Raw genomic sequence first — 24,726 nt, forward strand, 5'->3', positions numbered from 1 at the left:
CTACCTCAGCTTCAGGGTGGCAAGGCCAACCAACACGAGAATCACGGTGATGATCCAGAAACGGACGATCACGCGCGGCTCGGGCCAGCCCTTGAGTTCAAAGTGGTGGTGGATCGGCGCCATGCGGAACACACGGCGACCGGTCAGCTTAAAGGACGCAACCTGAATGACGACTGACAGGGTTTCCATCACGAACACGCCGCCCATGATGAACAGGACGATTTCCTGACGGACGATCACGGCGATGGTGCCCAGTGCCGCGCCGAGTGCCAGGGCACCGACGTCGCCCATGAACACTTGCGCCGGATAGGTGTTGAACCAGAGGAAGCCGAGGCCGGCACCGATCAGCGCACCGCAGAACACAATCAGTTCACCCGCGCCCGGCACATAAGGGATCAACAGGTATTCAGCGAATTTCACGTTACCCGACAGGTAGCAGAAGATGCCGAGGCCACCGCCGACCATCACGGTGGGCATGATCGCCAAACCGTCGAGACCGTCAGTCAGGTTGACCGCGTTGCTCGAACCGACGATTACAAAGTAGGTCAGCACGATGAAGCCCAGGCCCAGCGGAATGCTGTAGTCCTTGAGCATCGGCAGGATCAGCGTGGTTTCCACCGGCGTGGAAGCGGTCATATAAAGAAAGATCGCTGCGCCGAGGCCGAACACCGACTGCCAGAAATACTTCCAGCGGCTCGGCAGGCCACGCGAGTTCTTCTCGATGACTTTGCGGTAATCGTCGACCCAGCCGATGGCGCCGAACAGCAGGGTCACCAACAAAACAGTCCAGACGTAGCGGTTGCTCAGGTCAGCCCACAACAACGTGCTGACGCCGATCGAAGACAGAATCAGCGCGCCGCCCATGGTCGGGGTACCCGACTTGGACAGGTGCGATTGCGGGCCGTCGTTACGCACGGATTGTCCGATCTGACGGTTCTGCAGGGTGCGGATCATCCACGGGCCGTAGCACAGCGACAAAACCAGCGCGGTCAGCACACCGAGGATCCCGCGCAGGGTCAGGTACTGAAAGACCGCGAAGCCTTTGTAGAACTGTTGCAGATACTCCGCTAGCAGCAGCAGCATTAATGTTTCTCCAGACTGGACCCGCACAGAGCCGCAACGATGTTTTCCATCGCTGCACTGCGCGAACCCTTGATCAAAATGGTGGTGTTTGTGTCCTGCTCGGCGTCGAGGGCCTGGATCAGTTCGGCTTGCGTGCCGAAGTGATGCGCCTGTTCACCGAATGCGTTCACGGCGTGAACCATGTTTGGCCCAACGGCATAAAGCGCGGAAACCTTGCCCCGGGCGTACTCGCCCACGTCGCGGTGCCCCTGCTCCGCCCAATCGCCCAACTCGCCGATATCTCCGAGCACCAGGACGGTGCGGCCGGAAAAGCCGGCGAGTATATCAACGGCCGCGCACATCGAGGTGGGGTTTGCGTTGTAAGTGTCATCGATCACGCGTATGCCGTTCTTCGCCAGTTGCGCGACGGTGCGACCCTTGACTGGTTGCACGGCGCCAAGCCCGGTGGCGATGCCGAACAGCGACACGCCCAAGGCGTGAGCGGCAGCGGCGGCGGCCATGGAATTGGTGACGTTGTGGGTGCCAAGCAGGTTCAGTTGAACGCGCTCGACACCTTCAGGTGTGTGCAGATTGAAGGCCGGGCAACCACGGGCATCGGTGCTCAGATCGCTGGCGTAGAAGTCCGCGTGCGTGTTGCTCAGGGCAAAAGTCAGCACCTTGCGCGCGCCGGCACGGGTCTTCCAGATACCGAAAGCCTTGTCATCGAGGTTGAGCACGGCAACACCATCAGCCGCCAGTCCGTCGATGATTTCGCCTTTGGCTTCGACGATTTTTTCCGGCCCGCCAAACTCACCGACGTGCGCGGTGCCGGCATTGTTCAGAATCGCCACGTGCGGTTTGGTCAAGCCAACGGTGTAAGCGATTTCGCCCAGACGCGAAGCCCCCAGTTCGATCACCGCCGAAGTGTGTTCCGGGGCCAGTTCGAGCAGAGTCAGCGGTGCGCCGAGGTCGTTGTTCAGGTTGTCACGGGTCGCCAGCACAGGGCCGCGCGTGCGCAGGATGCTCGCGAGCATTTCCTTCACGGTGGTCTTGCCGCTGGAACCTGTGATCGCGGCGACAGGCTGAGTGAATGCGGCGCGGTTCAGCGCGCCCAACTGGCCGAGGGCCTGACGGGTGTCTTTGACCAGCAGTTGCGGCAAGGTGCTGTCGGCCACTTCACGTTCGACCAGTGCAGCAACGGCGCCTTTACCAGCGACATCATTCAGATAGTCATGACCGTCGAAACGCGGGCCGGTCAACGCAATAAACAGTTGCCCAGGCTCGATCGCACGACTGTCGATGCTGACGCCGTCGAAACTGGCATCGGCGGCGATCAGGCGTGCATTCAGGGCGTTGGTCAGTTCGCTGAGTTTCAAGGCCTTAAGCATGGGCCACCTCCCACGCGGTCAGGGCGTGATCGGCCTCGACCAGGTCAGAGAAGGCATGACGCACGCCATTGATTTCCTGATAGTCCTCGTGACCTTTACCGGCCAGAACAATCACGTCTTCGGCGGACGCGCCGGCAACCAGTTGCGCAATCGCCTGGCCACGTCCAGCGACGAAAGTGACTTTATCCACAGCCGTGAAACCGGCGCGGATGTCGTCGAAAATCACTGCGGGGTCTTCGGTGCGCGGGTTGTCGTCGGTGACCAGCACCTGATCGGCCAGACGCTCGACCACTTCAGCCATCAACGGACGCTTGCCGCGATCACGGTCACCGCCGCAGCCGAACAGGCACAGCAGTTGACCTTTGACGTGCGGGCGCAGCGCGGTCAGGACTTTTTCCAATGCATCCGGGGTGTGAGCGTAATCGACCACCACCAACGGCTGCGTGCCGCCACCCAGACGTTGCATACGTCCGGCCGGGCCTTCGAGTTTCGGCAGCACTTTGAGAATTTCGTCGAGCGCGTAATCCAGACCGAGCAAGGCGCCCACCGCCGCCAGGACGTTGCTCAGGTTGAAACGGCCGAGCAGCGTGCTGCGCAGATGATGTTCGCCCTGCGGCGTGACCAGCGTGGCGCGCACGCCGTGGTCGTCGAACTGCGCTTCGCGGCAATACAGATAGGCGCTGCTGTCGAGCAGGCTATAAGTGATCAAGCGCGACTCACGTTTTTCAACGGCCAGTTGCCGGCCGAAATCGTCGTCGAGGTTGACCACGCGGCACTTCAGGTCATTCCAGGCGAACAGCTTGGCCTTGGCCTCGGCGTACGCCTGCATGGTGCCGTGATAATCCAAATGATCGCGGGACAGGTTGGTCATCACTGCGACGTCGAACGCCAAGGCAGTAACGCGCCCCTGATCCAGGCCGTGGGACGAGACTTCCATGGCCACGGCTTTGGCGCCCGCCTTTTTCAGGTCGCCCAGGGTCGCTTGCACGGCGATCGGATTCGGCGTGGTGTGCAGACCACTTTCCAGTGCGCCATGGAAGCCGGAACCGAGGGTGCCGACGATGCCGCAATGCTGGCCGAGCAGATCCAGCGCCTGTGCAACCAATTGGGTCACGCTGGTCTTGCCGTTGGTGCCGGTCACGCCGATCAGGTTCAAGTGATGGCTTGGCTCACCGTAAAAACGTCCGGCGATGTCCGACAGCTGCGCCGCCAGACCTTTGACCGGAATCAGCGGCACGTCGGTAATCGGCAGCACGGTGGCGCCTTCGACTTCATAAGCAACCGCAGCCGCACCGCGTTGCAGTGCGTCGGCAATGTGCGCACGACCATCGAATTTGCCGCCAGGCACGGCGAGGAACAGATCGCCTGCGCGCACGTTGCGGCTGTCCAGCGCCAATTCACGGATCAACAGATCGTGGCCGGCGTGGGGGAATATCTTGTTCAGACTTAATGACATCAGCCGCGCCCTCCATTGGCTTTCAGCGGAATGACCGGGGTGGCGTTGGCTTGTTGCGTCGTCGGCAGGTTGTCCGGCGTCACGTTCATCAGGCGCAGGGTGCCGGACATCACGCGACTGAACACCGGCGCCGATACCAGACCACCGAAGTAACCGGCCTTGGACGGCTCATCGATCACCACAACGATTGCGTAACGTGGATCGCTCATCGGGCCGAAACCGGCGAACAGCGAGCGGTACGAATTTTCCGCGTAGCCCTTGGTGCCGACCGAGGTCTTACGTGCAGTACCCGACTTGCCGGCCACGTGATACGCCGGCACTTGCGCACGGAACACGCCGCGCGGTGCTTCGATCACTTGAGTGAGCATGCCTTGCATGGTTTTCGCCACGGCTTCGGGCAGCACTTGGGTGGTCTGCGGCATCTTGTCGGTTTTGATCAGGGTCAGCGGCGCAAGACGACCGTTGTTGGCCAGGGCCGAGAACGCGTGAACCAGCTGGATCGCCGTCACGGAAATACCGTAGCCGTAGGACAGCGTCGCGGTTTCAGCCTTGCGCCACTCGCGATAGTTCGGCAGGTTGCCGACACGCTCGCCCGGGAAGCCGAGGCCGGTGTCCTGGCCGAGACCGACTTTCTGCGCGAGGCGGAAAATCGTTTCGCCGCCAATATCGAAGGCAACCTTACTCATGCCGACGTTACTGGAATTGATCAGAATGCCGGTCAGGTCGAGCACCGGGCCTTCAGTCCTGGAAACGTCCTTGATCGTGTACTTGCCGATCTGCAGGGAGCCCGGATATACCTCGACGGTGTCGCTCGGCTTCCAGCGGCCGGTTTCGATCGCGGCGCTCATCGAGATGGCTTTCATGGTCGAACCTGGCTCGAACACGTCGATCATCGCGCGGTTACGCATCATCGCCGGTTGCAGGTTGCGACGGTTGTTCGGGTTGTAGGTCGGCTGGTTGACCATGGCGAGAATCTCACCGGTCTTGACGTCCATGATCACCAGACTGCCGGCCTTGGCGCCGTTCTCTATGATCGCGTTACGCAGCTCGCGGTTGGCCAGATATTGCAGACGCAGGTCAATGGACAACGCCAAGGGCTTGCCGGCCTTGGCGTTTTTGGTGACCTGGACATCCTTGATGAGCCGACCGCGCCGATCCTTGATGACCTGCCGTTTGCCCGGCACACCGGCGAGCCATTCGTCATAGGCCAACTCGACACCTTCGCGACCGTGGTCGTCGATGTCGGTAAAACCAACCATGTGCGCGGTGACTTCACCGGCCGGATAGAAGCGGCGGAATTCTTCGATGCCGTAAACGCCCGGCACTTTCAGGTCGAGCACAGCCTGGCCCTGCTCGGGGGTCAACCCGCGCACCAGATAAATGAATTCTTTGTTGGCCTGAGCTTCGAGGCGCTCGGTCAGGGCTTTTGGATCCTGCCCCAGCGCGGCGGCGAGTGCCGGCCATTTTTCTTTGGCTGATTGCATTTCCTTGGCGTTGGCCCACAGCGTGGTCACCGGAGTACTCACAGCCAAAGGCTCGCCGTTACGGTCAGTGATCAGACCACGGTGAGCCGGAATCGGAATGTGACGCAGACTGCGCGCGTCACCCTGACCCTTGAGGAAGTCACGGTCAACCACTTGCAGGTCGATGATGCGCCAGCAGATCGCCGCGACCATGATGCCGAGCAGCGCCACCATCAGGCGGAAGCGCCATGGGAACAGTGCGCCTTCGAGTTTCATCATGGCGCCACCATCTTCACGTCAGCCGCGCCCGGAATGTGCATTTTCAGTTGTTCGGTGGCCAGCACTTCGATGCGGCTGTGCGCAGTCCAGGTGCTCTGTTCAAGAATCAAACGGCCCCACTCGGCCTGCGCCTTGTCGCGCACGCTGAGTTCGTTATAAAGGGTGTTGAGCAACTGCCGGTTCCAGTGCGCGCTGTACGACACGGCGATGGCCGAGACGAGCACGCCGATGAACAGCAGCAGCATCAGAAAGCTGCCGCCTGGCAATGGCTTGGCGAAAAGCTTGCTCACCGCAGCTTCTCCGCGACGCGCATGACGGCGCTACGGGAACGTGGGTTGGCTTTGAGTTCGGCGTCGGAGGCCGTCTGCGCTTTGCCATGGACTTTGATTTTCGGTTCGAACGCGACGTGGCGAACCGGCAGGTTGCGCGGCAGGTTGTCGGCTTCGCCTTTCACCAGTTTGCGCATGAACAATTTGACGATGCGGTCTTCCAGCGAATGGAAGCTGATCACCACCAGACGGCCGCCAATTTCCAGAGCGTCCAGTGCCGCTTCGAGGCCGGCTTCCAGATCACCCAGTTCGTTGTTGACGTGAATGCGCAAACCCTGGAACGCACGGGTGGCCGGGTTCTTGCCCTTTTCCCACGCCGGGTTGGCGACTTTCAATACTTCAGCCAGATCGGCGGTGCGCTCGAACGGCTTGATGTCGCGACGCTCGGCGACGGCGCGAGCCATGCGACCGGAGAAACGTTCTTCGCCGTATTCCTTGAACACCCGGGCGATTTCCTCAGCCGGCGCGGTGTTGACGAACTCGGCAGCGCTGATACCCCTGGACGGATCCATGCGCATGTCCAGCGGGCCGTCATTGAGGAAACTGAAGCCGCGCTCAGCGTCGTCGAGCTGCGGCGAGGACACGCCGAGATCAAGCAGAATGCCGCTGACCTTGCCGTTCAGACCTTGTTCGGCAACCACCGAACCCAGCTCGGCAAAGCTGCGCTGCACAACGACAAAGCGGCCGTCTTCGGCCGCTAGCGTTTGCCCGGTGGCAATCGCTTGAGGATCTTTGTCGAATCCGATGAGCCGACCGTCGGTGCCGAGCTGGCTGAGGATCAACCGGCTGTGTCCGCCGCGCCCGAACGTACCGTCCAGATAGCAGCCATCAGGACGTACGGCGAGAGCCTCGACGGCTTCGTCAAGCAGTACGGTGATGTGGTTAAAGCCGCTATCAATAGTCACAGGATCAAATCACGCAGTTCATCAGGCATCGCGCCCGGTTGTTGAATGGCAGCAAGGTCAGCGGCAGACACCGCGTTCCATGCATCCTCGTCCCACAATTGGAACTTGTTCAGTTGGCCTACCAGCATTGCGCGCTTATCCAGCTTGGCGTACTCGCGCAGACGCGGTGGAACCAGAAAACGGCCACTGCCATCGAGCTCGAGGTCGACGGCGTTGCCGATCAATAAACGCTGCAAGCGACGGTTCTCTTCGCGAAGCGAAGGGAGTGCGCGCAACTTGGTTTCAATAATTTCCCACTCGTCGAGCGGATAGACACACAGACACGGATCAACGGCATCAATGGTGACGATTAATTGGCCGGAACTACGCGAATCGAGCTCGTCACGGTACCGGCTCGGCATAGCGAGACGGCCCTTTGCGTCGAGACTGATAGCGTTAGCTCCGCGAAACACGTCTGCGTTTCTCCAATTTTTATCGTTTTGAGCTCAAAAAACCCACTTCATGCCACTTTCCGCCACTTGCGCACACTATAGGAATGCGCCCACCACACCGTCAAGGCGCGGATTAAAGGAAAACCCTTACAGAACGGAGATTTAGGAGCTTAAAAGGAGGCGTAACGACAATCTGGCGCAGACTTTTGACCTATAACTTGATGCAGCACTGAAAGCTGCGCTCGAAAGTTAAAGTAATTTGTTAAGAGTAAGATTTTTTCGGTATTACAAAAGCGCTTCTGCTGTTGATTGAAGCGAGGTGGGAAATGGCTATTACTGCGTTTGCCGCTGCCGAACTTTCAGACCAGGCCTGCTGATATTACACAGCCCTGTTGCCTTTGATTCAAGCAGGGAAAGAAAAAGGTGGAGAGTCGATCTGTAAGCCGGGTTCTGTCTTGAACAGTCATTCGTCTACGATGGCCATCACTGGACATCTTTAGCAACCTACCCGGTCCCAGCGCGGGCCACGCCTTGGGACCCTATTTGGTCTTGCTCCAAGTGGGGTTTACCTAGCCACGAACTGTTGCCAGACGTGCGGTGCGCTCTTACCGCACCTTTTCACCCTTACCGGCGCCGAAGCGCTTAGGCGGTTATTTTCTGTGGCACTTTCCGTAGGCTCACGCCTCCCAGGCATTACCTGGCACTTCGCCCTATGGAGCCCGGACTTTCCTCCCCCCCCTAATTTTCATAGAGGGCAGCGACTGTCCGATCGACTCTCCGCCGCGAAGGTTAACGGCAGAGCGGCCGAAGAACAAGCGCTAATAGCCGTCAAACCCGTCTGCGCGACGGGTTACTCACCCTTCTGCTGATCCAGCGCGACCTGGTACAGCACGTTTTTACGCTCGCCGGTGATCTGCGCTGCCAGAGCGGCGGCGCGCTTGAGCGGCATTTCTTCGAGCAGCAGATTAAGGACGCGCATCGCTTCGCTGCTGACGGCGTCTTCGGATTCCGGCGCCGTCCAGCCCGCCACCAGCACGACACATTCGCCGCGCTGCTGATTGCTGTCGGATTCGACGAAGGCGCGCAACTCAGTCAGCGGCAAGCCTTTGAGCGTTTCAAAGGTTTTGGTGATTTCCCGGGCCAGCAGCGCCTGACGCTCACCACCGAACACTTCTTCCATATCCTGCAGGCATTCGAGGATGCGGTGCGGTGCTTCATAGAAGATCAATGTGCGCGGTTCTTCCTTGACCGCTTCGAGACGCGCCTTGCGCCCGACCGACTTGGCCGGCAGAAATCCTTCGAAGATAAAGCGATCAGACGGCAGCCCCGCCGCCGACAGTGCTGCGATCAAGGCACAGGCACCCGGAACCGGCACCACATTGATCCCGGCAGCACGCGCCTGACGCACCAGGTGATAGCCCGGATCGGAAATCAGCGGCGTGCCGGCATCGGAGATCAGCGCAACGTTGTCGCCCGCCAGCAGACGGGTAATAAAGCGGCTACCTTCATCTCGTTCGTTGTGTTCGTGACAGGCTGCCAACGGCGTGCCGATACCAAAGTGCTGCATCAGTCGCGCCGAGTGACGAGTGTCTTCAGCGGCAATCAACGCCACTTCACGGAGAATCTTCAGTGCCCGGGCGCTGATGTCGTCCAGGTTGCCGATGGGCGTCGCCACCACATAAAGCGAGCCAGCAGCGGAATTCAGGGAACCTGGAGCAGTCAAAGCGCACACCTCGTGATCGGTAAAAGCGGCCATTGTAGCGCGACACGAGGCTTGCGACGCGCTTCGAGCGACCACGGTTTTCTCCGTGGTTTTGCACCACCGCAACATTTACTACAGCTAAATCGTCCGTTTCACGCCACTAACATCGCGCCCCGGCCAGTGCTTGGGTACAATTCGACGCTAATTTGATCGAGTATCAGGAACACTTACATGATCGCTTGCCTGCGGCTGTTCACTGCCCTCTGCCTCGCTGCCCTGTTGGCGGCTTGCGCCAGCTCCCCTTCCTCCAGCCTTGGCGAACTTCCACGGACTCCGGATGCCAGCATCGAGCAACTGCTCGAACAGGCTACCCAGGCGAAAACCCCGGAAAAAGCCGCCCTGTTGCGCCTGAGCGCAGCGGATCTGGCTTATCGCCAAGGCAATGCCGGACAGTCTGCGCAGATCCTGCAACAAGTGCCGATGGAGCAACTCAAGCCAGGCCAGCAGATTTTCGCCAGCACTTTGAATGCTGAGCTGGCCATGACCCGCAACCAGCCGAAGGCTGCGCTGACTGCCTTGAGCCACCCAAGCTTGCAACATCTCGGCGAAATGCCTGAAGAGCAGCAAGTGCGCACCGGCACCGTTCACGCCCGCGCCCTTGAGGCCGATGGCCAAACCCTGGCCGCTGCCCGCGAGCGCGTGTTTATCGCACCGATGCTGCAAGGCGATGCGGCAAGCAAGAACCACGAAGCGATCTGGACCCTGATTGGCTCGCTGCCGACTGACCAACTGCAACCCAACACCACCGACGATCTCGGCGGCTGGATGGGCCTGGCAATGGCGGTAAAATCTGCCGGCACCCTGGAGCAACAGCAGGCGGCAATCGACACCTGGCGTGCGCAGAATCCAAAGCACCCGGCTGCGATCAACCTGCCGCTGCCGCTGACCAAGCTCAAAGAGCTGGCGAGCCAGCCACTGAGCAAAATCGCCCTGCTGCTGCCACAAGACGGCCCATTGGCCTCGGTCGGCAAGGCCCTGCGCGAAGGCTTCATGGCGGCGCACTACCAGGCGCAACAAGCCGGACAGAAACCGCCTGCCATCGAGTTCTACGACAGCTCGAAACTGACCTCGATGGACGAGTTCTACCGCAAGGCCCAGGCTGATGGCGTGCAACTGGTCGTCGGCCCACTGGAAAAACCGCTGGTCAAACAGCTGAGCACTCGTCCGCAACTGCCGATCACCACCCTCGCGCTGAACTACAGCGAAGGCGACCAGGGCCCGGCGCAGCTGTTCCAGTTTGGTCTGGCCGCTGAAGACGAAGCCCGCGAAGTCTCGCGTCGCGCCCGCGCTGACGGCCTGCACCGCGCCGCGATCATGGTGCCGAAAGGCGAATGGGGCGACCGCGTCCTGCGTGCGTTCAGCCAGGACTGGCAAGCCAATGGCGGCAGCATCGTTGCCACCGAACGTGTTGATCAGCCAGTGCAACTGGCCCAGCAAATCGCCGACATGTTCCAGCTGCGTCAGAGCGAAGCCCGCGCCAAGAGCCTGCAGAACGCCGCCGGCACCAACGTGGCTGCCCAGCCTTCGCGCCGTCAGGACATCGAATTCATCTTCCTCGCGGCAACGCCGCAACAGGCGCAGCAGATCAAACCGACGCTGAACTTCCAGTACGCCGGTGACGTGCCTGTTTATGCGACCTCGCACGTTTACAGCGCCAGCGGCGACGTGAACCAGTACAACGACATGAACGGCGTTCGCTTCTGCGAAACCCCATGGTTGCTGGAAACCAGCGATCCGCTGCGCCAGCAAGTGGTTGCACAATGGCCACAAGCTGCCGGCAGCCTCGGCCGTCTGTATGCGATGGGCGTTGACGCCTACCGCCTGGCGCCGCGCCTGGGCCAACTCAAGGCACTGCCGGACACTCGCATCGATGGTGAATCGGGCAGCCTTGGCATGACTCAGACGCAACGCGTTGTGCGTCAGTTGCCTTGGGCCCAATTCGTCAGCGGCCAGGTTCAGCGCCTGCCGGACACCCCGCGCTAATGCCTGACAGGTCACGCTCGCAGAGCGGCAAGGATGCCGAGCGCCAAGCGCTCGAGCATCTGCAGAATCAGGGCTTGCGTCTGCTGGCGCAGAACTGGTTATGCAAACGCGGCGAGCTTGATCTGGTCATGCTTGATGGCGATACAGTAGTATTCGTTGAAGTTCGTTACAGAAAAAACACTCAATGGGGTGGCGCGCTCGCTAGCATCGATGGGCGCAAGCAGCAGAAACTGATTTTCGCTGCGCAGTATTTTCTTCAGCGCGAGTCGCGTTGGGCCAATTCCCCCTGCCGCTTCGATGTGGTGGCGATCGACAGCCACCCGGATCAGCTGAACTGGTTGCAGAATGCTTTCGACAGTTGATGGCCTGCATCCGGAACCGGAAACTTCCGACAACTTTTGCTCTTTGCTTTGCGGGCTGCACATTCATGTGCCGAATAGCCGCGCTACTTAAGGTCACACAGATGGACATGCAATCCCGAATTCGCCAGCTTTTCCAGGCCAGTATCGACACCAAGCAACAGGCGATGGACGTACTTGCACCGCACATCGAGCAAGCCAGCCAGATCATGGTCAACGCCCTGCTCAACGAGGGCAAAATGCTTTCGTGCGGCAATGGTGGTTCAGCCGGCGACGCCCAGCATTTCTCTTCGGAGCTGCTCAACCGCTTCGAGCGCGAGCGCCCGAGCCTGCCGGCCCTCGCCCTGACCACCGATTCGTCGACGATCACCTCGATCGCCAACGACTACAGCTACAACGAAATCTTCTCCAAGCAAATCCGCGCACTCGGCCAACCCGGCGATGTGCTGCTGGCGATTTCGACCAGCGGTAACTCGGCGAACATTATTCAAGCGATCCAGGCCGCACATGATCGCGAAATGATTGTCGTAGCATTGACCGGACGCGATGGCGGCGGCATGGCGTCGCTGCTGTTGCCCGAGGACGTCGAGATTCGCGTACCGGCCAACGTCACCGCACGTATTCAAGAAGTCCACTTGCTGGCGATCCATTGCCTTTGCGATCTGATCGACAGCCAACTGTTCGGGAGTGAAGAATGACCCCTAATCGCCTTGGCCTTCTGGCCTTGACCCTGTGCCTCGGCATCAGCGGCTGCACCTCGGTGGTGAATGCCAGCCGTGAAGCACCGATCGACGACGACCGTGGCACCCGCACTTTCGGCAGCAAGATCGACGACTCGTTGATCGAAACCAAAGTCGGCGTGAACGTGGCCAAGGCCGACCCGGCACTGGACAACGATTCGCACATTGTCGTCACCAGTTTCAACGGCGTTGTGCTGCTGGCCGGTCAAACGCCCCGCGCAGATCTGAAAGCCAAGGCCGAACAGGCAGCGGCTGCCGTTCAACGGGTAAAAACCGTTCATAACGAACTGCAAGTCATACCGCCGTCCGGCTTCCTGGCGCGCCAGAACGACACTTGGCTGACCTCCAAGATCAAGACGCAGATGCTCACCGACGCCAGCATTCCCGGCTCGCGCATCAAAGTCGTGACCGAGAACGGCATCGTCTACCTGCTGGGCCTGCTGACCAAACAGGAAGCGACACAGGCAACCAATCTGGTTCAGGGCGTTTCCGGCGTGCAGAAGATCGTGAAGCTGTTTGAATACATCGACTGATAGCTGATCAGCACGCACAAAAAAGGCGATCCATCCGGATCGCCTTTTTTTATTTCACCACTTTCAAACTTGGCCGGCCTGTTGGGCGCGGCGGCTCGCTGTCCGGTGGCGGCTGATCGTCATCCTGCTCGATGTCGTCTTCGTCATCCATTGGTGACTCGAGATCGAACACCATGCCCTGACCGTTCTCCCGGGCGTAGATACCCAGAATTGCACTGATCGGCACGTACAGGCTGTGCGGGACACCGCCGAAGCGACCTTCAAAGGTCACAACGTCGTTATCCATGTGCAAATGACGCACGGCACTCGGCGAAATATTCAGGACAATCTGCCCGTCACTGGCGAAACCCTGCGGCACTTGCACCGCCGGGTATTCGGAATTGACCAGCATGTGCGGGGTGCAATCGTTATCAACAATCCACTCGTAGAGCGCGCGGACCAAGTAAGGTCGACTGGAGTTCATAGCGGCTCCTTAAGCCTTAGCGCATATCGCGTTCGACACCAGACAGACTCGCCTGGAAAGCCTCACGCGCAAACTGGCGCTCCATGTAATCAAGCAGCGGCTTGGCTGGCCGCGGCAGTTCAATACCCAGAATCGGCAGACGCCAGAGTATTGGTAATAGGCAGCAATCCACCAGACTTTGTTCCTCACTGAGGAAAAACGGCTTGTCGGCAAACAGCGGCGACACGCCCGTCAGGCTTTCACGCAATTCCTTGCGCGCCACGACTCGCGCGGCCTCTTTGCTCTTCGGATCCAGAATCAGATCCACCAGCCCACACCAGTCGCGTTGAATACGATGAATCAGCAGACGACTGTTGGCACGCGCCACCGGGTAAACCGGCATCAGTGGCGGATGCGGGTAACGCTCATCCAGATATTCCATCACCACGGTCGACTCCCACAACGCCAGGTCACGATCGACCAGAGTTGGGAGACTGCCGTAAGGGTTCACCTCAATCAGTTTAGGCGGCTGACGACCAGCTTCCACATAAATGATTTCGGCGCTGACACCCTTCTCTGCAAGCACGATGCGCACTCGGTGGGAATAGTGGTCGGCGGGGTCGGAGTAACAGGCCAACCGATTGGTCACGCCCATGGCGATCCTCCTCGCTTGTTGAAATTGTCGGAACCGGAAAAACGCGCGCGCCCAGAGGGCGCCTCCCGCAACGTCTGGCTGACCAGATGTTGCGCTATCGGAGGCGCCCTTGGGCGCGCGCGATTAACAGCAATGCTTGAAGCGTATCAGTGCACGTCTTTCCAGTATTCACGCTTGAGCAGGTAGGCGAACACAAAGAAGAACGCCAGGTACAGCAAGACATAAGTACCGATGCGCTGATGTTGCAGCTTAACCGGGTTAGCCGAGTAAGCCAGGAAGGTTACCAGATTCTTGACCTTCTCATCGAACTGCTCTGCATTCAGAGTACCGGTCTTCGGCACGATGGTCAGTTGATCGCACGCTTCATGGGTCAAAGGCGTGCCGGTCAGCGGATCATATTGCTTCTTGCCGTCCTCGACGATTTGCACTTGCTTGCAGCCGACAACCTGACGACCTTGCAGGCCGACCAGTACGTTCGGCATGCCGACGTTCGGGAAGACCTTGTTGTTCACACCCCAAGGACGTGCCGGATCTTCATAGAACGAATGCAGGTAACCGTAGAGCCAGTCAGTGCCGCGCACGCGCGCCACCAGGGTCAGATCAGGCGGCGCAGCGCCGAACCAGGTCTTGGCGTCGGCCGGTTGCATGCCGATGTTCATGTGGTCGCCGATCTTGGCACCGGTGAACACCAGTTTCTCCAGCATCATTTCGTGAGGAATGCCCAAGTCATCGGCAACCCGCTCATAACGCTGGAACTTGGCACTGTGGCAACCCATGCAATAGTTGGCAAAAGTACGCGCACCATCCTGCAGAGCAGCTTTGTCGGCGAGGTCGATGTCGACTTTTTCCAGCTCCGGACCACCGTGTTCAGCGGCGAAAGACAGCACAGGCAACGCAGCAAAAATCAGAGCAAAAAATAACTTTTTCATCAGCCAGTCACCCTTTCCGGAACCGGTTTGGTCTTCTCGAGCCTGGTGTAGAACGGCATCAGAATGAAGTAAGCGAAGTACAGGAAGGTGCAGACCTGCGACAGCAAGGTTCGCTCCGGCGTCGGCGCCAGAACGCCAAGAATGCCGAGAATCACGAACGAAATGCAGAACACCACCAGCCAGATTTTGCTCATCCAGCCTTTGTAACGCATCGATTTGACCGGACTGCGGTCGAGCCACGGCAACACGAAGAGCAAGGCAATCGAGGCGCCCATGGCGATAACGCCCATGAGTTTGTCCGGGATCGCACGCAGGATCGCGTAGAACGGGGTGAAGTACCAAACCGGCGCAATATGCTCTGGAGTCTTGAACGGGTTGGCTTGCTCAAAGTTTGGTTTTTCGAGGAAGTAGCCGCCCATTTCCGGGAAGAAGAACACAATGAAGCAGAAGATAAACAGGAACACCACAACACCGACAATGTCCTTCACGGTGTAGTACGGGTGGAAGGCAATGCCGTCCAGCGGGATGCCGTTTTCGTCTTTGTGCTTCTTGATATCGACGCCGTCAGGGTTGTTCGAACCCACTTCGTGCAGCGCCAGAATGTGCAGCACCACCAGGCCGAGAATCACGATCGGCAGTGCGACAACGTGCAAGGCGAAGAAGCGGTTCAGGGTAATTCCGGAGATCAGGTAGTCACCACGAATCCACTGAGTCAGGTCGTTACCGATGACCGGTATCGCACCGAACAGCGAGATGATCACCTGGGCACCCCAGTAGGACATCTGACCCCATGGCAGCAGGTAACCCATGAAGGCCTCGGCCATCAGCGCCAGGTAAATCAGCATGCCGAAGACCCAGACCAGCTCACGCGGTTTCTGGTACGAACCGTAGAGCAGACCCCGGAACATGTGCAGATAAACCACGATGAAGAACGCCGAGGCGCCGGTCGAGTGCAGCAAGCGCAGGATCGAGCCGTACTCGACGTCGCGCATGATGTATTCGACGGAAGCGAACGCTTCTTCTGCCGACGGCGTGTAGCTCATTGTCAGCCAGACACCGGTAACGATCTGGTTGACCAGCACCAGCAGCGCCAGGGAGCCGAAGAAATAGAAGAAGTTGAAGTTTTTTGGAGCGTAATACTTGCTGAGATGGTCTTCCCACATCTTGGTCGCAGGAAAGCGCGCATCAACCCAATCCATGAACTTGCTCATCACGCTTTCTCCGTATCGACGCCAATGACAATCAGGTCATCGGTCTCATAGGAATGCGGGGGAACTGGCAGGTTCAAAGGCGCAGGTTGCGACTTGTAGACGCGGCCAGCCAGATCGTAGTGGGAGCCGTGGCAAGGGCAGAAATAGCCACCGACCCAGTCTTTGCCCAGATCCGCAGGTGCCACTTCGGGACGGAAGGTTGGTGAGCAACCCAGGTGCGTGCAGATCCCGATCAGCAGCAGAATTTCCGGCTTGATCGAGCGCACTTCAGGGTCGACATAGGTGGGTTGCGTGGAGTTTTTGGAGGTTGGATCGGAGAGCTGGCCCTCGATCTTCTTGAGATTCCCCAGGATTTCCTCGGTACGGCGGACAATGAATACCGGCTGGCCGCGCCACTCAGCAATCATCTGCTGTCCTGGCTCGATTTTGCTGACATTCACTTTCACCGGTGCACCAGCGGCTTTCGCCTTGGCACTGGGAAACCATGACCCCACGAACGGGACCGCAGCCCCCACCGCTCCTGCAGCACCCACCACGGATGTGGCTGCTACCAAGAAGCGACGCCGGCCTGCATTCACGCCGTCATTGCTCATTCAGTCCTCTCCCATCAGCTTTTGTGGCCTGTTAAATCAGGCATCTACTAAATAAATCAATGTTACTTATAAAAATTTTGCCGAGATGGTAATGAAAAGCCCCAATTCTGACAAGGGAATTACCCGGAGCTCCTACCCTCAAGCCTTGCAGTATAGGGGGTCTACAGAAGTGGCAAGTTGTCGCAGCGCAATTCTTTGATAAATCACAGGCATAAAAAAACGCCCGCTTCCGTGAGGAGGCGGGCGTTCTTTTTGAACGCGAAAGCGAAATTAACGCTTCGAGTACTGCGGACGCTTACGCGCTTTACGCAGACCAACTTTCTTACGTTCAACTTCACGGGCGTCGCGAGTAACGAAGCCAGCTTTGCGCAGAGCGCCACGCAGGGTTTCGTCGTAGTCCATCAGTGCGCGAGTGATACCGTGGCGGATTGCGCCAGCTTGACCACTAACACCACCGCCGATCACGGTGACGTAGATGTCGAACTTCTCGACAGTCTCAGTCAGCTCCAGCGGCTGACGAACTACCATGCGGGCAGTTTCGCGGCCGAAGAAGTTTTCCAGCGAACGGTTGTTGATGGAAATGTTACCAGTACCCGGACGCAGGAAAACGCGTGCGGTTGCGGTCTTGCGACGGCCAGTGCCGTAATTTTGAGTCGCCGACATAATGTACTATTCCGTTAAAACTTCAGTTCTTGGGGCTGCTGAGCAGTATGTGGGTGTGCAGCGCCCGCATAGACTTTCAGCTTACGGTACATGTCGCGACCCAGTGGGTTTTTAGGCAGCATGCCTTTAACCGCGGTCTCGATCACGCGCTCAGGGGCTTTAGCGATCAGCTTTTCAAAGTTGATCGACTTGATGCCGCCCGGGAAACCGGAGTGGGAGTAGTACATTTTGTCAGTGGTTTTAGCACCGGTAACACGAATCTGCTCAGCGTTGATTACGACGATGTAGTCGCCGGTGTCAACGTGAGGAGTGTACTCAGGCTTGTGCTTGCCACGCAGACGGCTCGCGATTTCGGTGGCCAGACGACCCAGGGTCTGACCAGCAGCGTCGACGACAAACCAGTCGCGCTTTACTGTTTCCGGTTTAGCAGTAAAAGTTTTCATTCTTTATAGCCTCAGGGGCCGCCCTGTAAATTAGACGGCGGATCTTACTGAATAGTGCGTACTTTGACAAGTCAAAGGCAGCCGGATACAGACGCTTTCGGGGGCTCGGGTCGGCGCGTCCGTTCAACGGCAAGATTCTTCGGCGGCGGCGCATCACTTCCACTGCAGAAAGAGGTCGGCAATTATGCAGATTGCGAAAAATATTTCAACCTGCTTTTATGATTGTTTTGCCCAAGGAGCACCCGATGGACTATCGCCAGCTAGGCCGTACCGACCTGAACGTGAGTGCAATCTGCCTCGGCACCATGACCTGGGGCGAGCAAAACACTGAAGCTGAAGCCTTCGCCCAGATTGAACGGGCCAAAGAGGCCGGGATCAATTTCATCGACACCGCCGAGATGTACCCGGTGCCGCCGAAAGCCGAAACCTACGCCACCACCGAGCGCTATATCGGCAATTACTTCAAGAGTCGCGGCGATCGTGCCGACTGGATTCTCGCCAGCAAGATCGCCGGTCCGGGCAACACCATCGACTACATCCGCGACAAAAACCTGCGCCACAACCGCCAGCACATCACTGAAGCCGTCGATGCCAGCCTCAAGCGCCTGCAGACCGATTACATCGACCTGTACCAATTGCACTGGCCAGAGCGCAGCACCAACTTTTTCGGACAGCTGGGCTACAAACACAAGATCGAAGCCAACCTGACCCCGCTCGAAGAAACCCTCGAAGCACTCGACGAGCAGGTAAAGGCCGGCAAGATCCGCCACATCGGCCTGTCCAACGAAACACCGTGGGGCACCATGCGCTTTCTGGCGCTGGCCGAAGCCCGTGGCTGGCCGCGCGCGGTGTCGATCCAGAACCCGTACAACCTGCTCAACCGCAGTTTCGAAGTGGGTCTGGCCGAAATCGCCATCCGCGAACAGTGCGGCCTCCTCGCCTATTCGCCGCTGGCGTTCGGTTTCCTGTCAGGCAAGTACGAAGGTGGCGCTCGTCCGCCGAAGGGCCGTTTGAGCCTCTACAGCCGCTTCAGCCGCTATTTCAACGCGCAGTCGGAAGCAGCGTGCAGCCGTTATGTCGCTCTGGCCCGTGAACACGGTCTGGATCCGGCGCAGATGGCCTTGGCGTTTGTCACTCAGCAACCGTTCGTCACCAGCAACATCATTGGTGCGACGACCCTTGAGCAACTGGACAGCAACATTGCCAGTTTTGATCTGAAGCTGTCGGATGAAGTGCTGGCGGGGATTGAGGCGATTCACAAGGATCATCCGAACCCTGCGCCGTAAATAAAAAAGATCGCAGCCTTCGGCAGTTCCTACAGGGTTCACACTTTTCCTGTGTAGGAGCTGCCTCAGGCTGCGATCTTTTTAGCTTTCAAAGCGACCGAGCAATGATCTCCTTCATGATTTCATTGGTGCCGGCATAGATCCGTTGCACCCGCGCATCCGCCCACGCCCGGGCCACCGGGTACTCCCACATGAAGCCGTAGCCACCGTGCAACTGCACGCATTCGTCGAGCACTTTGCATTGCAGGTCGGTGCCCCAATATTTCGCCATCGCCGCCGTCGGCACATCCAGCTTGCCTTGCAGGTGCAGCTCCAGACACTTGTCGACGAAGACCCGACCGATCTGAATCTCCGTGGCCATCTCCGCCAATTTGAATCGGGTGTTCTGAAAGTCGGCAATCGCCTTGCCGAACGCTTTGCGATCACGGGTGTAATCCAGCGTCCACTGCAACGCCGCCTCGGCTGATGCCAGGCCACCGATCGCCACGGTCAGTCGCTCCTGCGGCAATTCCTGCATCAGATAAGCGAACCCGGCCCCGGCCTGACCCAAGAGGTTTTCCTTCGGTACACGCACGTCCTGGAAGAACAATTCCGACGTGTCCTGAGCTTTCATTCCCACCTTCTCCAAGCGTTTGCCCTTCTCGAAGCCGGGCGTATTCGCTTCCACCAGGAACAGGCTGGTGCCCTTGGCTCCGGCCTTGGGATCAGTCTTGGCGACGACGATCACCAGGTCCGCGAGAAAACCGTTGGTGATAAAGGTTTTCGAGCCATTGATTACATATTCGTCACCGTCCAGCACGGCGGTGGTTTTCACGCCTTGCAGATCGGAACCCGCGCCCGGCTCGGTCATGGCGATCGCCGTGACCATCTCGCCCGAGACCAGTTTCGGCAGGTATTTGTGCTTCAGCGCTTCACTGCCGTAATGCAGGATGTACGGCGCGACGATATCGGAATGCAGCGAGAAGCCGATGCCGGTCAAACCCAGCCGACCGACCTCTTCGATCACCACAGCGCTGTAGAGAAAGTCCGCCCCCAGCCCGCCGTACTCTTCCGGCAGGTGCGAGCAAAGCATCCCCGCCTCCCCTGCCTTGTTCCAGAGTTTGCGGTCGATATGGCCTTGTTTCTCCCATTGCGCGTGATACGGCACTGCCTCTTTTTCAAGGAAAGTTCGCACGCTGTCGCGGAACAATTCGTGCTCGGAGCTGAACAAGGTTCTGGGGATCATGCGGCACCTTTCTTTCTTGTTGGAGGGAGATGACCTGCAGAGACTAAGCCTCCCCTCTGACACAGGACACTGGACACATCCGACAAAAAATAAGACGATCCAGCCGTCTGGTGACCACTTTCCCTTATAAAAACAAAACAAAAGTTGAATTATGTCTAAGCAAGTCTCCACGCCCTTGCGGCGCGTCAGCATCCTGGCGATCGACCGGGTTTTCGCTTACACCCTCATGCAGGCCAAGGATTTTTTCCATGTGGCCAGCCTCCGTTACGGCAAACAACTGGGCCACGGCCTGACGCCGGCGTTTGAAACACGAATCGTCAGCCCCGATGGCAAACCGGTGAAAAGCTTCAGCGATGTCATGATGCCGGTGGATGGCGGTCTGGAAAACACCGATATCATCATCCTCCCGGCGTTCTGGGATGATTTCGAGGCCTTGTGCAGCCGCTATCCACAGATCCTGCCCTGGCTGCGCGAACAGCATGCCCGTGGCGCTGTGCTGTGCGCCGAAGCCACCGGGGTGTTCTGGCTGGCCGAAGCCGGGTTGCTCGATGGCAAGGAAGCGACGACCTACTGGCGTTTCTTCAACGCCTTCGCCGAACGTTTTCCGAAGGTCTACCTCAATCAGGACAAGCACCTGACCGACGCAGACAATCTCTACTGCGCCGGCGGCACCACATCGGCGTGCGACCTCTACATCTACCTGATCGAGCGTTTCTGCGGTGCGAATGTGGCGCAAGCCGTGGCCCGCGACATTCTCTATGAAGTGCAGCGCAGCTATGCGCCGGGGCGTATCGGTTTCGGCGGACAGAAGCTGCACCAGGACGTGATCATCCTGCAAATTCAGCACTGGCTCGAAGAGCATTTTGCCGACAAATTCCGCTTCGAAGACGTCGCCCGCGAGCATGGCATGAGCATCCGCAATTTCATGCGGCGCTTCCAGACCGCCACCGGCGACAAGCCGCTGCATTACCTGCAACGGCTGCGCATCGAGACGGCGAAGGGCTTGCTGTCCGGCAGCCGCAAGAGCATCAAGACCATCAGTTATGAGGTCGGTTACGACGACGCGAGCTTCTTTGCGCGGCTGTTCCGTCAGCACACTGAACTGTCGCCGAATCAGTATCGGCAGCAGTTTCAGCAAGCTGCCTGACCCCGACATGAATGCAAAAACTGTGGGAGCTGGCTTGCCAGCGATGGCATCGTGTCAGGTGATATTTATTTCGCTGACACACCGCTATCGCTGGCAAGCCAGCTCCCACAGGGATCGCAGTGCGTTCGAGTTTTTCTTCAGCACATAAAAAAGGGCCTGCAATTGCAGGCCCTTTTTTTGTTTCACGATGCTGTTTAAGGCTTGTGCGCCCGCGACAGGAATTCGTGGGATTGCATTTCCAGCAATCGGCTCAGCGTGCGCTGGAATTCGAAGTTCAGACGCCCGCCGGTGTACAGATCTTTCAGCTCGACTTCAGCAGAAATGATCAGCTTGACATTACGGTCGTAGAACTCGTCGACCATGTTGATGAAGCGGCGAGCGATGTCGTCGGTGGTGACGCTCATCTGCTCGACACCGCTGAGCAACACGGCGTGGAAGATCTTGCCGAGTTCGATGTAATCGTTCTGGCTACGCGGGCCGTCGCACAGTTCACGGAAGTCGAACCAGGCCACGTCGTCGCAAGTGCGCAGGGCACGAATCTCGCGGTTTTCGATCATCAGCACGTCGTTCTCGACCGCGGCAGTGCACTCCGGCGTCAGCGCCTTGAAGCTCTTGCGCAGGCTTTCGTGAGCGGCTTCGTCGAGCGGATAGTGGAACAATTCCGCTTGTTCGAGATGACGCAAACGGTAGTCGACGCCGCTGTCGACGTTGACGATCTCGGTGTTCTGCTTGATCAGCGCAATGGCCGGCAGAAAGCGCGCACGTTGCAGACCGTCCTTGTACAGACCGTCCGGGACGATGTTCGAGGTCGCGACCAGGGTCACGCCGTTCTTGAACAGCTCTTCCATCAGCGTGCCGAGGATCATCGCGTCGGTGATGTCGGAGACGAAGAATTCATCGAAGCAGATCACCCGCGACTCGGTCGCGAAGCGCTTGGCGATGATGGTCAGCGGGTTTTTCTCGCCGCCGAGGGTTTTCATTTCTTCGTGCACACGCTTCATGAAGCGGTGGAAGTGGGTGCGGGTCTTTTCCTTGAACGGCAGCGCTTCGAAGAAGGTGTCGACCAGGTAAGTCTTGCCGCGACCTACGCCGCCCCAGAAATACAGGCCTTTGACCGGCGTCTGATCCTTTTTGCCGAACAGCTTGCTCAGCAGACCCGGCTTGTTCTGATCGGCGGCGATCAGATCCTCGTACAAACGCTGCAAATGACGCACAGCAGTTTCCTGCGCGGCGTCATGGAAGAAGTCCGGGCGTTTCAGATCAGCTTGGTATCGTTCTAGGGGCGTCATAATTCGTTAGCAAGGCAACAAAAACGGGCCGTCACTGTAGCGACGGCCCGTAGGAATGGCAATCGGCCCTTGGTCGGGTCGTGCCGCCGATTAGTCCTGAACCGGGGTCAACGCGACGCGCAGAGCCTCGATGGCCGCGTCCCGCGCCGCAGCATCGGCGAACGCCGGGCTGTCGCCAACGCACTCGCCTTCCAGCCAAACGCTGAAGTTCAGGTCTTCGCTGCGTACGTCCAGCGCCTGCCCGGATTGCAGTTGCTTGGTCACTTGCCCTGCGGCTTTGCCGTCGGCGAAGTTGCGCGACAGCAGCAATTGCTCGCCATCGGCCGCCAGCAGACGGAAACGGAAGCTGCCGTCGTCTTCACGGAAGCTGACGAAACGTGCGGCTTTTGCAGCTTTCTTCTTGGTGGTCGCGGCCACTTGCACCTGATTGACGAAGGAACGCAGGCCAACGGCTTCGCGCAGTTCGTTGAGGAACGGCGTCGCGACGGCGCGGGCCTTCTTGGCACCGATCTGCAGAATGTCTTCCAGATCCGCCGGGCGCTCGATCAACTGGTGATACTTGTCGCGCGCTTCGCCGAGATCGTTGTCGAGCAACTGGAACAGACGATTCTTCGCCTCGCCCCAACCCAGACCACCGAGCAGTTCGCTGCGGAACTCGTCAGCCTGCGCCGGCGTGGCAAACGCCTGGAACAGGGTGAACAGGTGCGAGTTGTCCGGATCTTTCGCTTCGCCTGGCGCTTTGGAGTCAGTGACGATCCGTGAGATCGCGTCCTTCATCTCTTTGGCGCTGGAGAACAGCGGGATGGTGTTGTCGTAGCTCTTCGACATCTTGCGACCGTCGAGGCCTGGCAACGTCGCCACGCTTTCTTCGATCAGCGCTTCGGGCATGGTGAAGAATTCTTTGCCCTGACCGAACAAGTGGTTGAAACGCTGACCGATGTCGCGGGCCATTTCCACGTGCTGGATCTGGTCACGACCGACCGGCACCTTGTGCGCGTTGAACATCAAAATGTCCGCCGCCATCAGCACTGGATAGCTGTAGAGGCCCATGGTGATGCCGGCGTCCGGGTCTTCACCGGTTTCGACGTTCTTGTCCACCGACGCCTTGTAGGCGTGCGCACGGTTGAGCAGGCCCTTTGCCGCGACGCAGGTCAGCAGCCAGGTAAGTTCAGGGATTTCCGGGATGTCGGACTGACGGTAGAAGGTCACGCGGTCGACATCGAGGCCACCGGCCAGCCAGGTCGCGGCGATTTCCAGACGCGAACGCTGGATGCGCAGCGGGTCATCGCATTTGATCAGGGCGTGGTAGTCGGCCAGGAAGTAGAACGAATCGGCATTGCTGTCGCGGCTGGCAAGGATCGCCGGGCGGATGGCGCCGGCGTAGTTGCCCAGGTGCGGCGTGCCGGTGGTGGTGATGCCGGTGAGGATTCGGGTACGGGTCGTCATGGGTAATCGCTTGTCAGACTGCAATCAATTCGAGAGACGCGGCAGGATCAGATCCTTGAGATCGGTCAGCTTGCCATGAAAAAAGTGTCCGCATTCTGCCACTTTCAGCAGCTCATGGGGACGCTGGAGTTGTCCCGACCAGTCGTAAACCAGTTGCGGGTCGATGACTTCGTCGGTTTCCGGCTGGATCACCGTGAGTTCGCCGTGTTGCGGCAGTTGATCCTGCTCGCCAAGACGCATCACCGCTGGCGCGACCATGAACAGGTGCTTGAGCTGCACGGCTTGCGCTTCGAGACGGCCGCCGAGACTTGCTGCAACAAATCCGCCGAAAGAGAAACCAAACAGGGTCAGCGGCAGATCCGGGTGTTTTTCGCGCAGCCATTTGGCGGCTGCCTGAGCGTCGTCGACTTCACCGGTGCCCATGTCGTGCGAACCTTCGCTGGCACCAACGCCGCGATAGTTGAAGCGCAAGGTGATCAGGCCGGCGTCGCGCGCGGTGCGCTGCAGGGTCGAGACGACCTTGTTGAGCATGGTGCCGCCCTGCACCGGGTTCGGATGACAGATCAGCGCGATGCCGCGCGGCTGCTCGCTGTCGAGGTACAAAGCTTCGATTTGGCCGACTGGGCCGGCAATCACTACAGGGGTTTCACGCATCAGCAAGGAAGGAACTCCGTGACCTCGAATCGGGTCGACTCGTCTAGCAAATT

General features: G+C 58.9%; 25 protein-coding genes and 1 other RNA gene. 6 read left to right on the top strand and 20 right to left on the bottom strand.

The annotated features are described in order from the left end of the window. From mraY to rsmI, 9 genes are all read right to left on the bottom strand, one after another. A complete protein-coding gene (gene mraY / locus AC3Y64_RS23055; RefSeq protein ID WP_008082775.1) occupies positions 1 to 1,083 on the bottom strand; it encodes a phospho-N-acetylmuramoyl-pentapeptide-transferase in 1,083 nt (360 codons plus the stop codon). Continuing rightward, positions 1,083 to 2,450, bottom strand: a complete 1,368-nt coding sequence (locus AC3Y64_RS23060; protein WP_489985366.1) for a UDP-N-acetylmuramoyl-tripeptide--D-alanyl-D-alanine ligase — start codon at positions 2,448 to 2,450, stop codon at positions 1,083 to 1,085. The genes mraY and AC3Y64_RS23060 overlap by 1 nt, the downstream gene beginning before the upstream one ends. Next, positions 2,443 to 3,906, bottom strand: a complete 1,464-nt coding sequence (locus AC3Y64_RS23065; RefSeq protein ID WP_489985367.1) for a UDP-N-acetylmuramoyl-L-alanyl-D-glutamate--2,6-diaminopimelate ligase — start codon at positions 3,904 to 3,906, stop codon at positions 2,443 to 2,445. Before AC3Y64_RS23065 ends, AC3Y64_RS23060 begins: the two co-directional genes overlap by 8 nt. After that, the gene (locus AC3Y64_RS23070) at positions 3,906 to 5,645 is read right to left on the bottom strand and encodes a peptidoglycan D,D-transpeptidase FtsI family protein (protein ID WP_178113708.1); all 1,740 of its coding nucleotides are present in this window, start codon (positions 5,643 to 5,645) and stop codon (positions 3,906 to 3,908) included. The genes AC3Y64_RS23065 and AC3Y64_RS23070 overlap by 1 nt, the downstream gene beginning before the upstream one ends. After that, positions 5,645 to 5,938 (bottom strand): cell division protein FtsL, encoded by a 294-nt coding sequence (gene ftsL / locus AC3Y64_RS23075; RefSeq protein ID WP_007917008.1) that lies wholly within the window; start codon positions 5,936 to 5,938, stop codon positions 5,645 to 5,647. Before ftsL ends, AC3Y64_RS23070 begins: the two co-directional genes overlap by 1 nt. Then, the gene (rsmH, locus tag AC3Y64_RS23080; RefSeq protein WP_489985368.1) at positions 5,935 to 6,882 is read right to left on the bottom strand and encodes a 16S rRNA (cytosine(1402)-N(4))-methyltransferase RsmH; all 948 of its coding nucleotides are present in this window, start codon (positions 6,880 to 6,882) and stop codon (positions 5,935 to 5,937) included. Before rsmH ends, ftsL begins: the two co-directional genes overlap by 4 nt. After that, complete coding sequence (mraZ, locus tag AC3Y64_RS23085; protein ID WP_007917012.1) at positions 6,879 to 7,334, bottom strand: division/cell wall cluster transcriptional repressor MraZ; 456 nt, start codon at positions 7,332 to 7,334, stop codon at positions 6,879 to 6,881. Before mraZ ends, rsmH begins: the two co-directional genes overlap by 4 nt. A 402-nt stretch (positions 7,335 to 7,736) precedes the next feature. Next, an RNA gene (gene rnpB, locus AC3Y64_RS23090) (RNase P RNA component class A) lies at positions 7,737 to 8,090 on the bottom strand. Positions 8,091 to 8,163: 73 nt separating this feature from the next. Beyond that, the gene (rsmI, locus tag AC3Y64_RS23095; RefSeq protein WP_489985369.1) at positions 8,164 to 9,069 is read right to left on the bottom strand and encodes a 16S rRNA (cytidine(1402)-2'-O)-methyltransferase; all 906 of its coding nucleotides are present in this window, start codon (positions 9,067 to 9,069) and stop codon (positions 8,164 to 8,166) included. Positions 9,070 to 9,246: 177 nt separating this feature from the next. On the opposite strand from rsmI, the gene AC3Y64_RS23100 reads away from it, so the two are divergent. From AC3Y64_RS23100 to AC3Y64_RS23115, 4 genes are all read left to right on the top strand, one after another. Next, positions 9,247 to 11,058 (top strand): penicillin-binding protein activator, encoded by a 1,812-nt coding sequence (locus AC3Y64_RS23100; protein WP_489985370.1) that lies wholly within the window; start codon positions 9,247 to 9,249, stop codon positions 11,056 to 11,058. Next, entirely contained in the window at positions 11,058 to 11,420 is a 363-nt protein-coding gene (locus tag AC3Y64_RS23105) for a YraN family protein (RefSeq protein WP_126366239.1), read from the top strand. The genes AC3Y64_RS23100 and AC3Y64_RS23105 overlap by 1 nt, the downstream gene beginning before the upstream one ends. 101 nt (positions 11,421 to 11,521) lie before the next feature. Next, positions 11,522 to 12,115 carry a phosphoheptose isomerase gene (locus AC3Y64_RS23110; RefSeq protein WP_122590043.1) on the top strand — a complete coding sequence of 198 codons (594 nt, stop codon included), beginning with the start codon at positions 11,522 to 11,524 and terminating at the stop codon, positions 12,113 to 12,115. Next, the gene (locus AC3Y64_RS23115; protein WP_007917023.1) at positions 12,112 to 12,690 is read left to right on the top strand and encodes a BON domain-containing protein; all 579 of its coding nucleotides are present in this window, start codon (positions 12,112 to 12,114) and stop codon (positions 12,688 to 12,690) included. Before AC3Y64_RS23110 ends, AC3Y64_RS23115 begins: the two co-directional genes overlap by 4 nt. 49 nt (positions 12,691 to 12,739) lie before the next feature. Here AC3Y64_RS23115 and AC3Y64_RS23120 read toward each other — a convergent pair whose 3' ends face one another. The 7 genes from AC3Y64_RS23120 to rplM form a co-directional block, all read right to left on the bottom strand. After that, positions 12,740 to 13,153: a ClpXP protease specificity-enhancing factor gene (locus AC3Y64_RS23120; protein ID WP_158958237.1), complete on the bottom strand. Its 414-nt coding sequence runs from the start codon at positions 13,151 to 13,153 to the stop codon at positions 12,740 to 12,742. Positions 13,154 to 13,169: 16 nt separating this feature from the next. Beyond that, positions 13,170 to 13,787: a glutathione S-transferase N-terminal domain-containing protein gene (locus AC3Y64_RS23125; RefSeq protein ID WP_007961620.1), complete on the bottom strand. Its 618-nt coding sequence runs from the start codon at positions 13,785 to 13,787 to the stop codon at positions 13,170 to 13,172. A 146-nt stretch (positions 13,788 to 13,933) separates the two neighbouring features. Beyond that, complete coding sequence (locus AC3Y64_RS23130; RefSeq protein ID WP_158958235.1) at positions 13,934 to 14,716, bottom strand: cytochrome c1; 783 nt, start codon at positions 14,714 to 14,716, stop codon at positions 13,934 to 13,936. Then, complete coding sequence (locus AC3Y64_RS23135; protein WP_158958233.1) at positions 14,716 to 15,927, bottom strand: cytochrome b; 1,212 nt, start codon at positions 15,925 to 15,927, stop codon at positions 14,716 to 14,718. The genes AC3Y64_RS23130 and AC3Y64_RS23135 overlap by 1 nt, the downstream gene beginning before the upstream one ends. Further along, positions 15,927 to 16,520, bottom strand: coding sequence for a ubiquinol-cytochrome c reductase iron-sulfur subunit (gene petA / locus AC3Y64_RS23140; protein ID WP_007917031.1), 594 nt, complete (start codon positions 16,518 to 16,520; stop codon positions 15,927 to 15,929). The genes AC3Y64_RS23135 and petA overlap by 1 nt, the downstream gene beginning before the upstream one ends. A gap of 270 nt (positions 16,521 to 16,790) precedes the next feature. Then, positions 16,791 to 17,183: a 30S ribosomal protein S9 gene (gene rpsI, locus AC3Y64_RS23145; protein ID WP_008080273.1), complete on the bottom strand. Its 393-nt coding sequence runs from the start codon at positions 17,181 to 17,183 to the stop codon at positions 16,791 to 16,793. 14 nt (positions 17,184 to 17,197) lie between these two features. Beyond that, entirely contained in the window at positions 17,198 to 17,626 is a 429-nt protein-coding gene (gene rplM / locus AC3Y64_RS23150) for a 50S ribosomal protein L13 (protein WP_007917032.1), read from the bottom strand. A 245-nt stretch (positions 17,627 to 17,871) separates the two neighbouring features. On the opposite strand from rplM, the gene AC3Y64_RS23155 reads away from it, so the two are divergent. Then, the gene (locus tag AC3Y64_RS23155) at positions 17,872 to 18,912 is read left to right on the top strand and encodes an NADP(H)-dependent aldo-keto reductase (protein WP_489985371.1); all 1,041 of its coding nucleotides are present in this window, start codon (positions 17,872 to 17,874) and stop codon (positions 18,910 to 18,912) included. An 88-nt stretch (positions 18,913 to 19,000) separates the two neighbouring features. On the opposite strand, the gene AC3Y64_RS23160 is transcribed toward AC3Y64_RS23155, so the two are convergent. Next, positions 19,001 to 20,137 (bottom strand): acyl-CoA dehydrogenase family protein, encoded by a 1,137-nt coding sequence (locus AC3Y64_RS23160; protein ID WP_064392876.1) that lies wholly within the window; start codon positions 20,135 to 20,137, stop codon positions 19,001 to 19,003. Positions 20,138 to 20,387: 250 nt separating this feature from the next. On the opposite strand from AC3Y64_RS23160, the gene AC3Y64_RS23165 reads away from it, so the two are divergent. After that, entirely contained in the window at positions 20,388 to 21,284 is an 897-nt protein-coding gene (locus tag AC3Y64_RS23165; RefSeq protein ID WP_178113707.1) for a GlxA family transcriptional regulator, read from the top strand. Between the two features lie 194 nt (positions 21,285 to 21,478). On the opposite strand, the gene zapE is transcribed toward AC3Y64_RS23165, so the two are convergent. The 3 genes from zapE to AC3Y64_RS23180 form a co-directional block, all read right to left on the bottom strand. After that, positions 21,479 to 22,573 carry a cell division protein ZapE gene (gene zapE / locus AC3Y64_RS23170; RefSeq protein ID WP_034156483.1) on the bottom strand — a complete coding sequence of 365 codons (1,095 nt, stop codon included), beginning with the start codon at positions 22,571 to 22,573 and terminating at the stop codon, positions 21,479 to 21,481. A gap of 90 nt (positions 22,574 to 22,663) precedes the next feature. Further along, positions 22,664 to 24,019: a tryptophan--tRNA ligase gene (locus AC3Y64_RS23175; RefSeq protein WP_489985372.1), complete on the bottom strand. Its 1,356-nt coding sequence runs from the start codon at positions 24,017 to 24,019 to the stop codon at positions 22,664 to 22,666. Positions 24,020 to 24,043: 24 nt separating this feature from the next. After that, on the bottom strand, positions 24,044 to 24,673 hold the full coding sequence (locus AC3Y64_RS23180; protein WP_489988024.1) for an alpha/beta hydrolase: 630 nt from the start codon (positions 24,671 to 24,673) through the stop codon (positions 24,044 to 24,046). Positions 24,674 to 24,726 lie beyond the last annotated feature (53 nt).

The organism is Pseudomonas sp. 4CAES_32.4 (genome assembly GCF_058136335.1).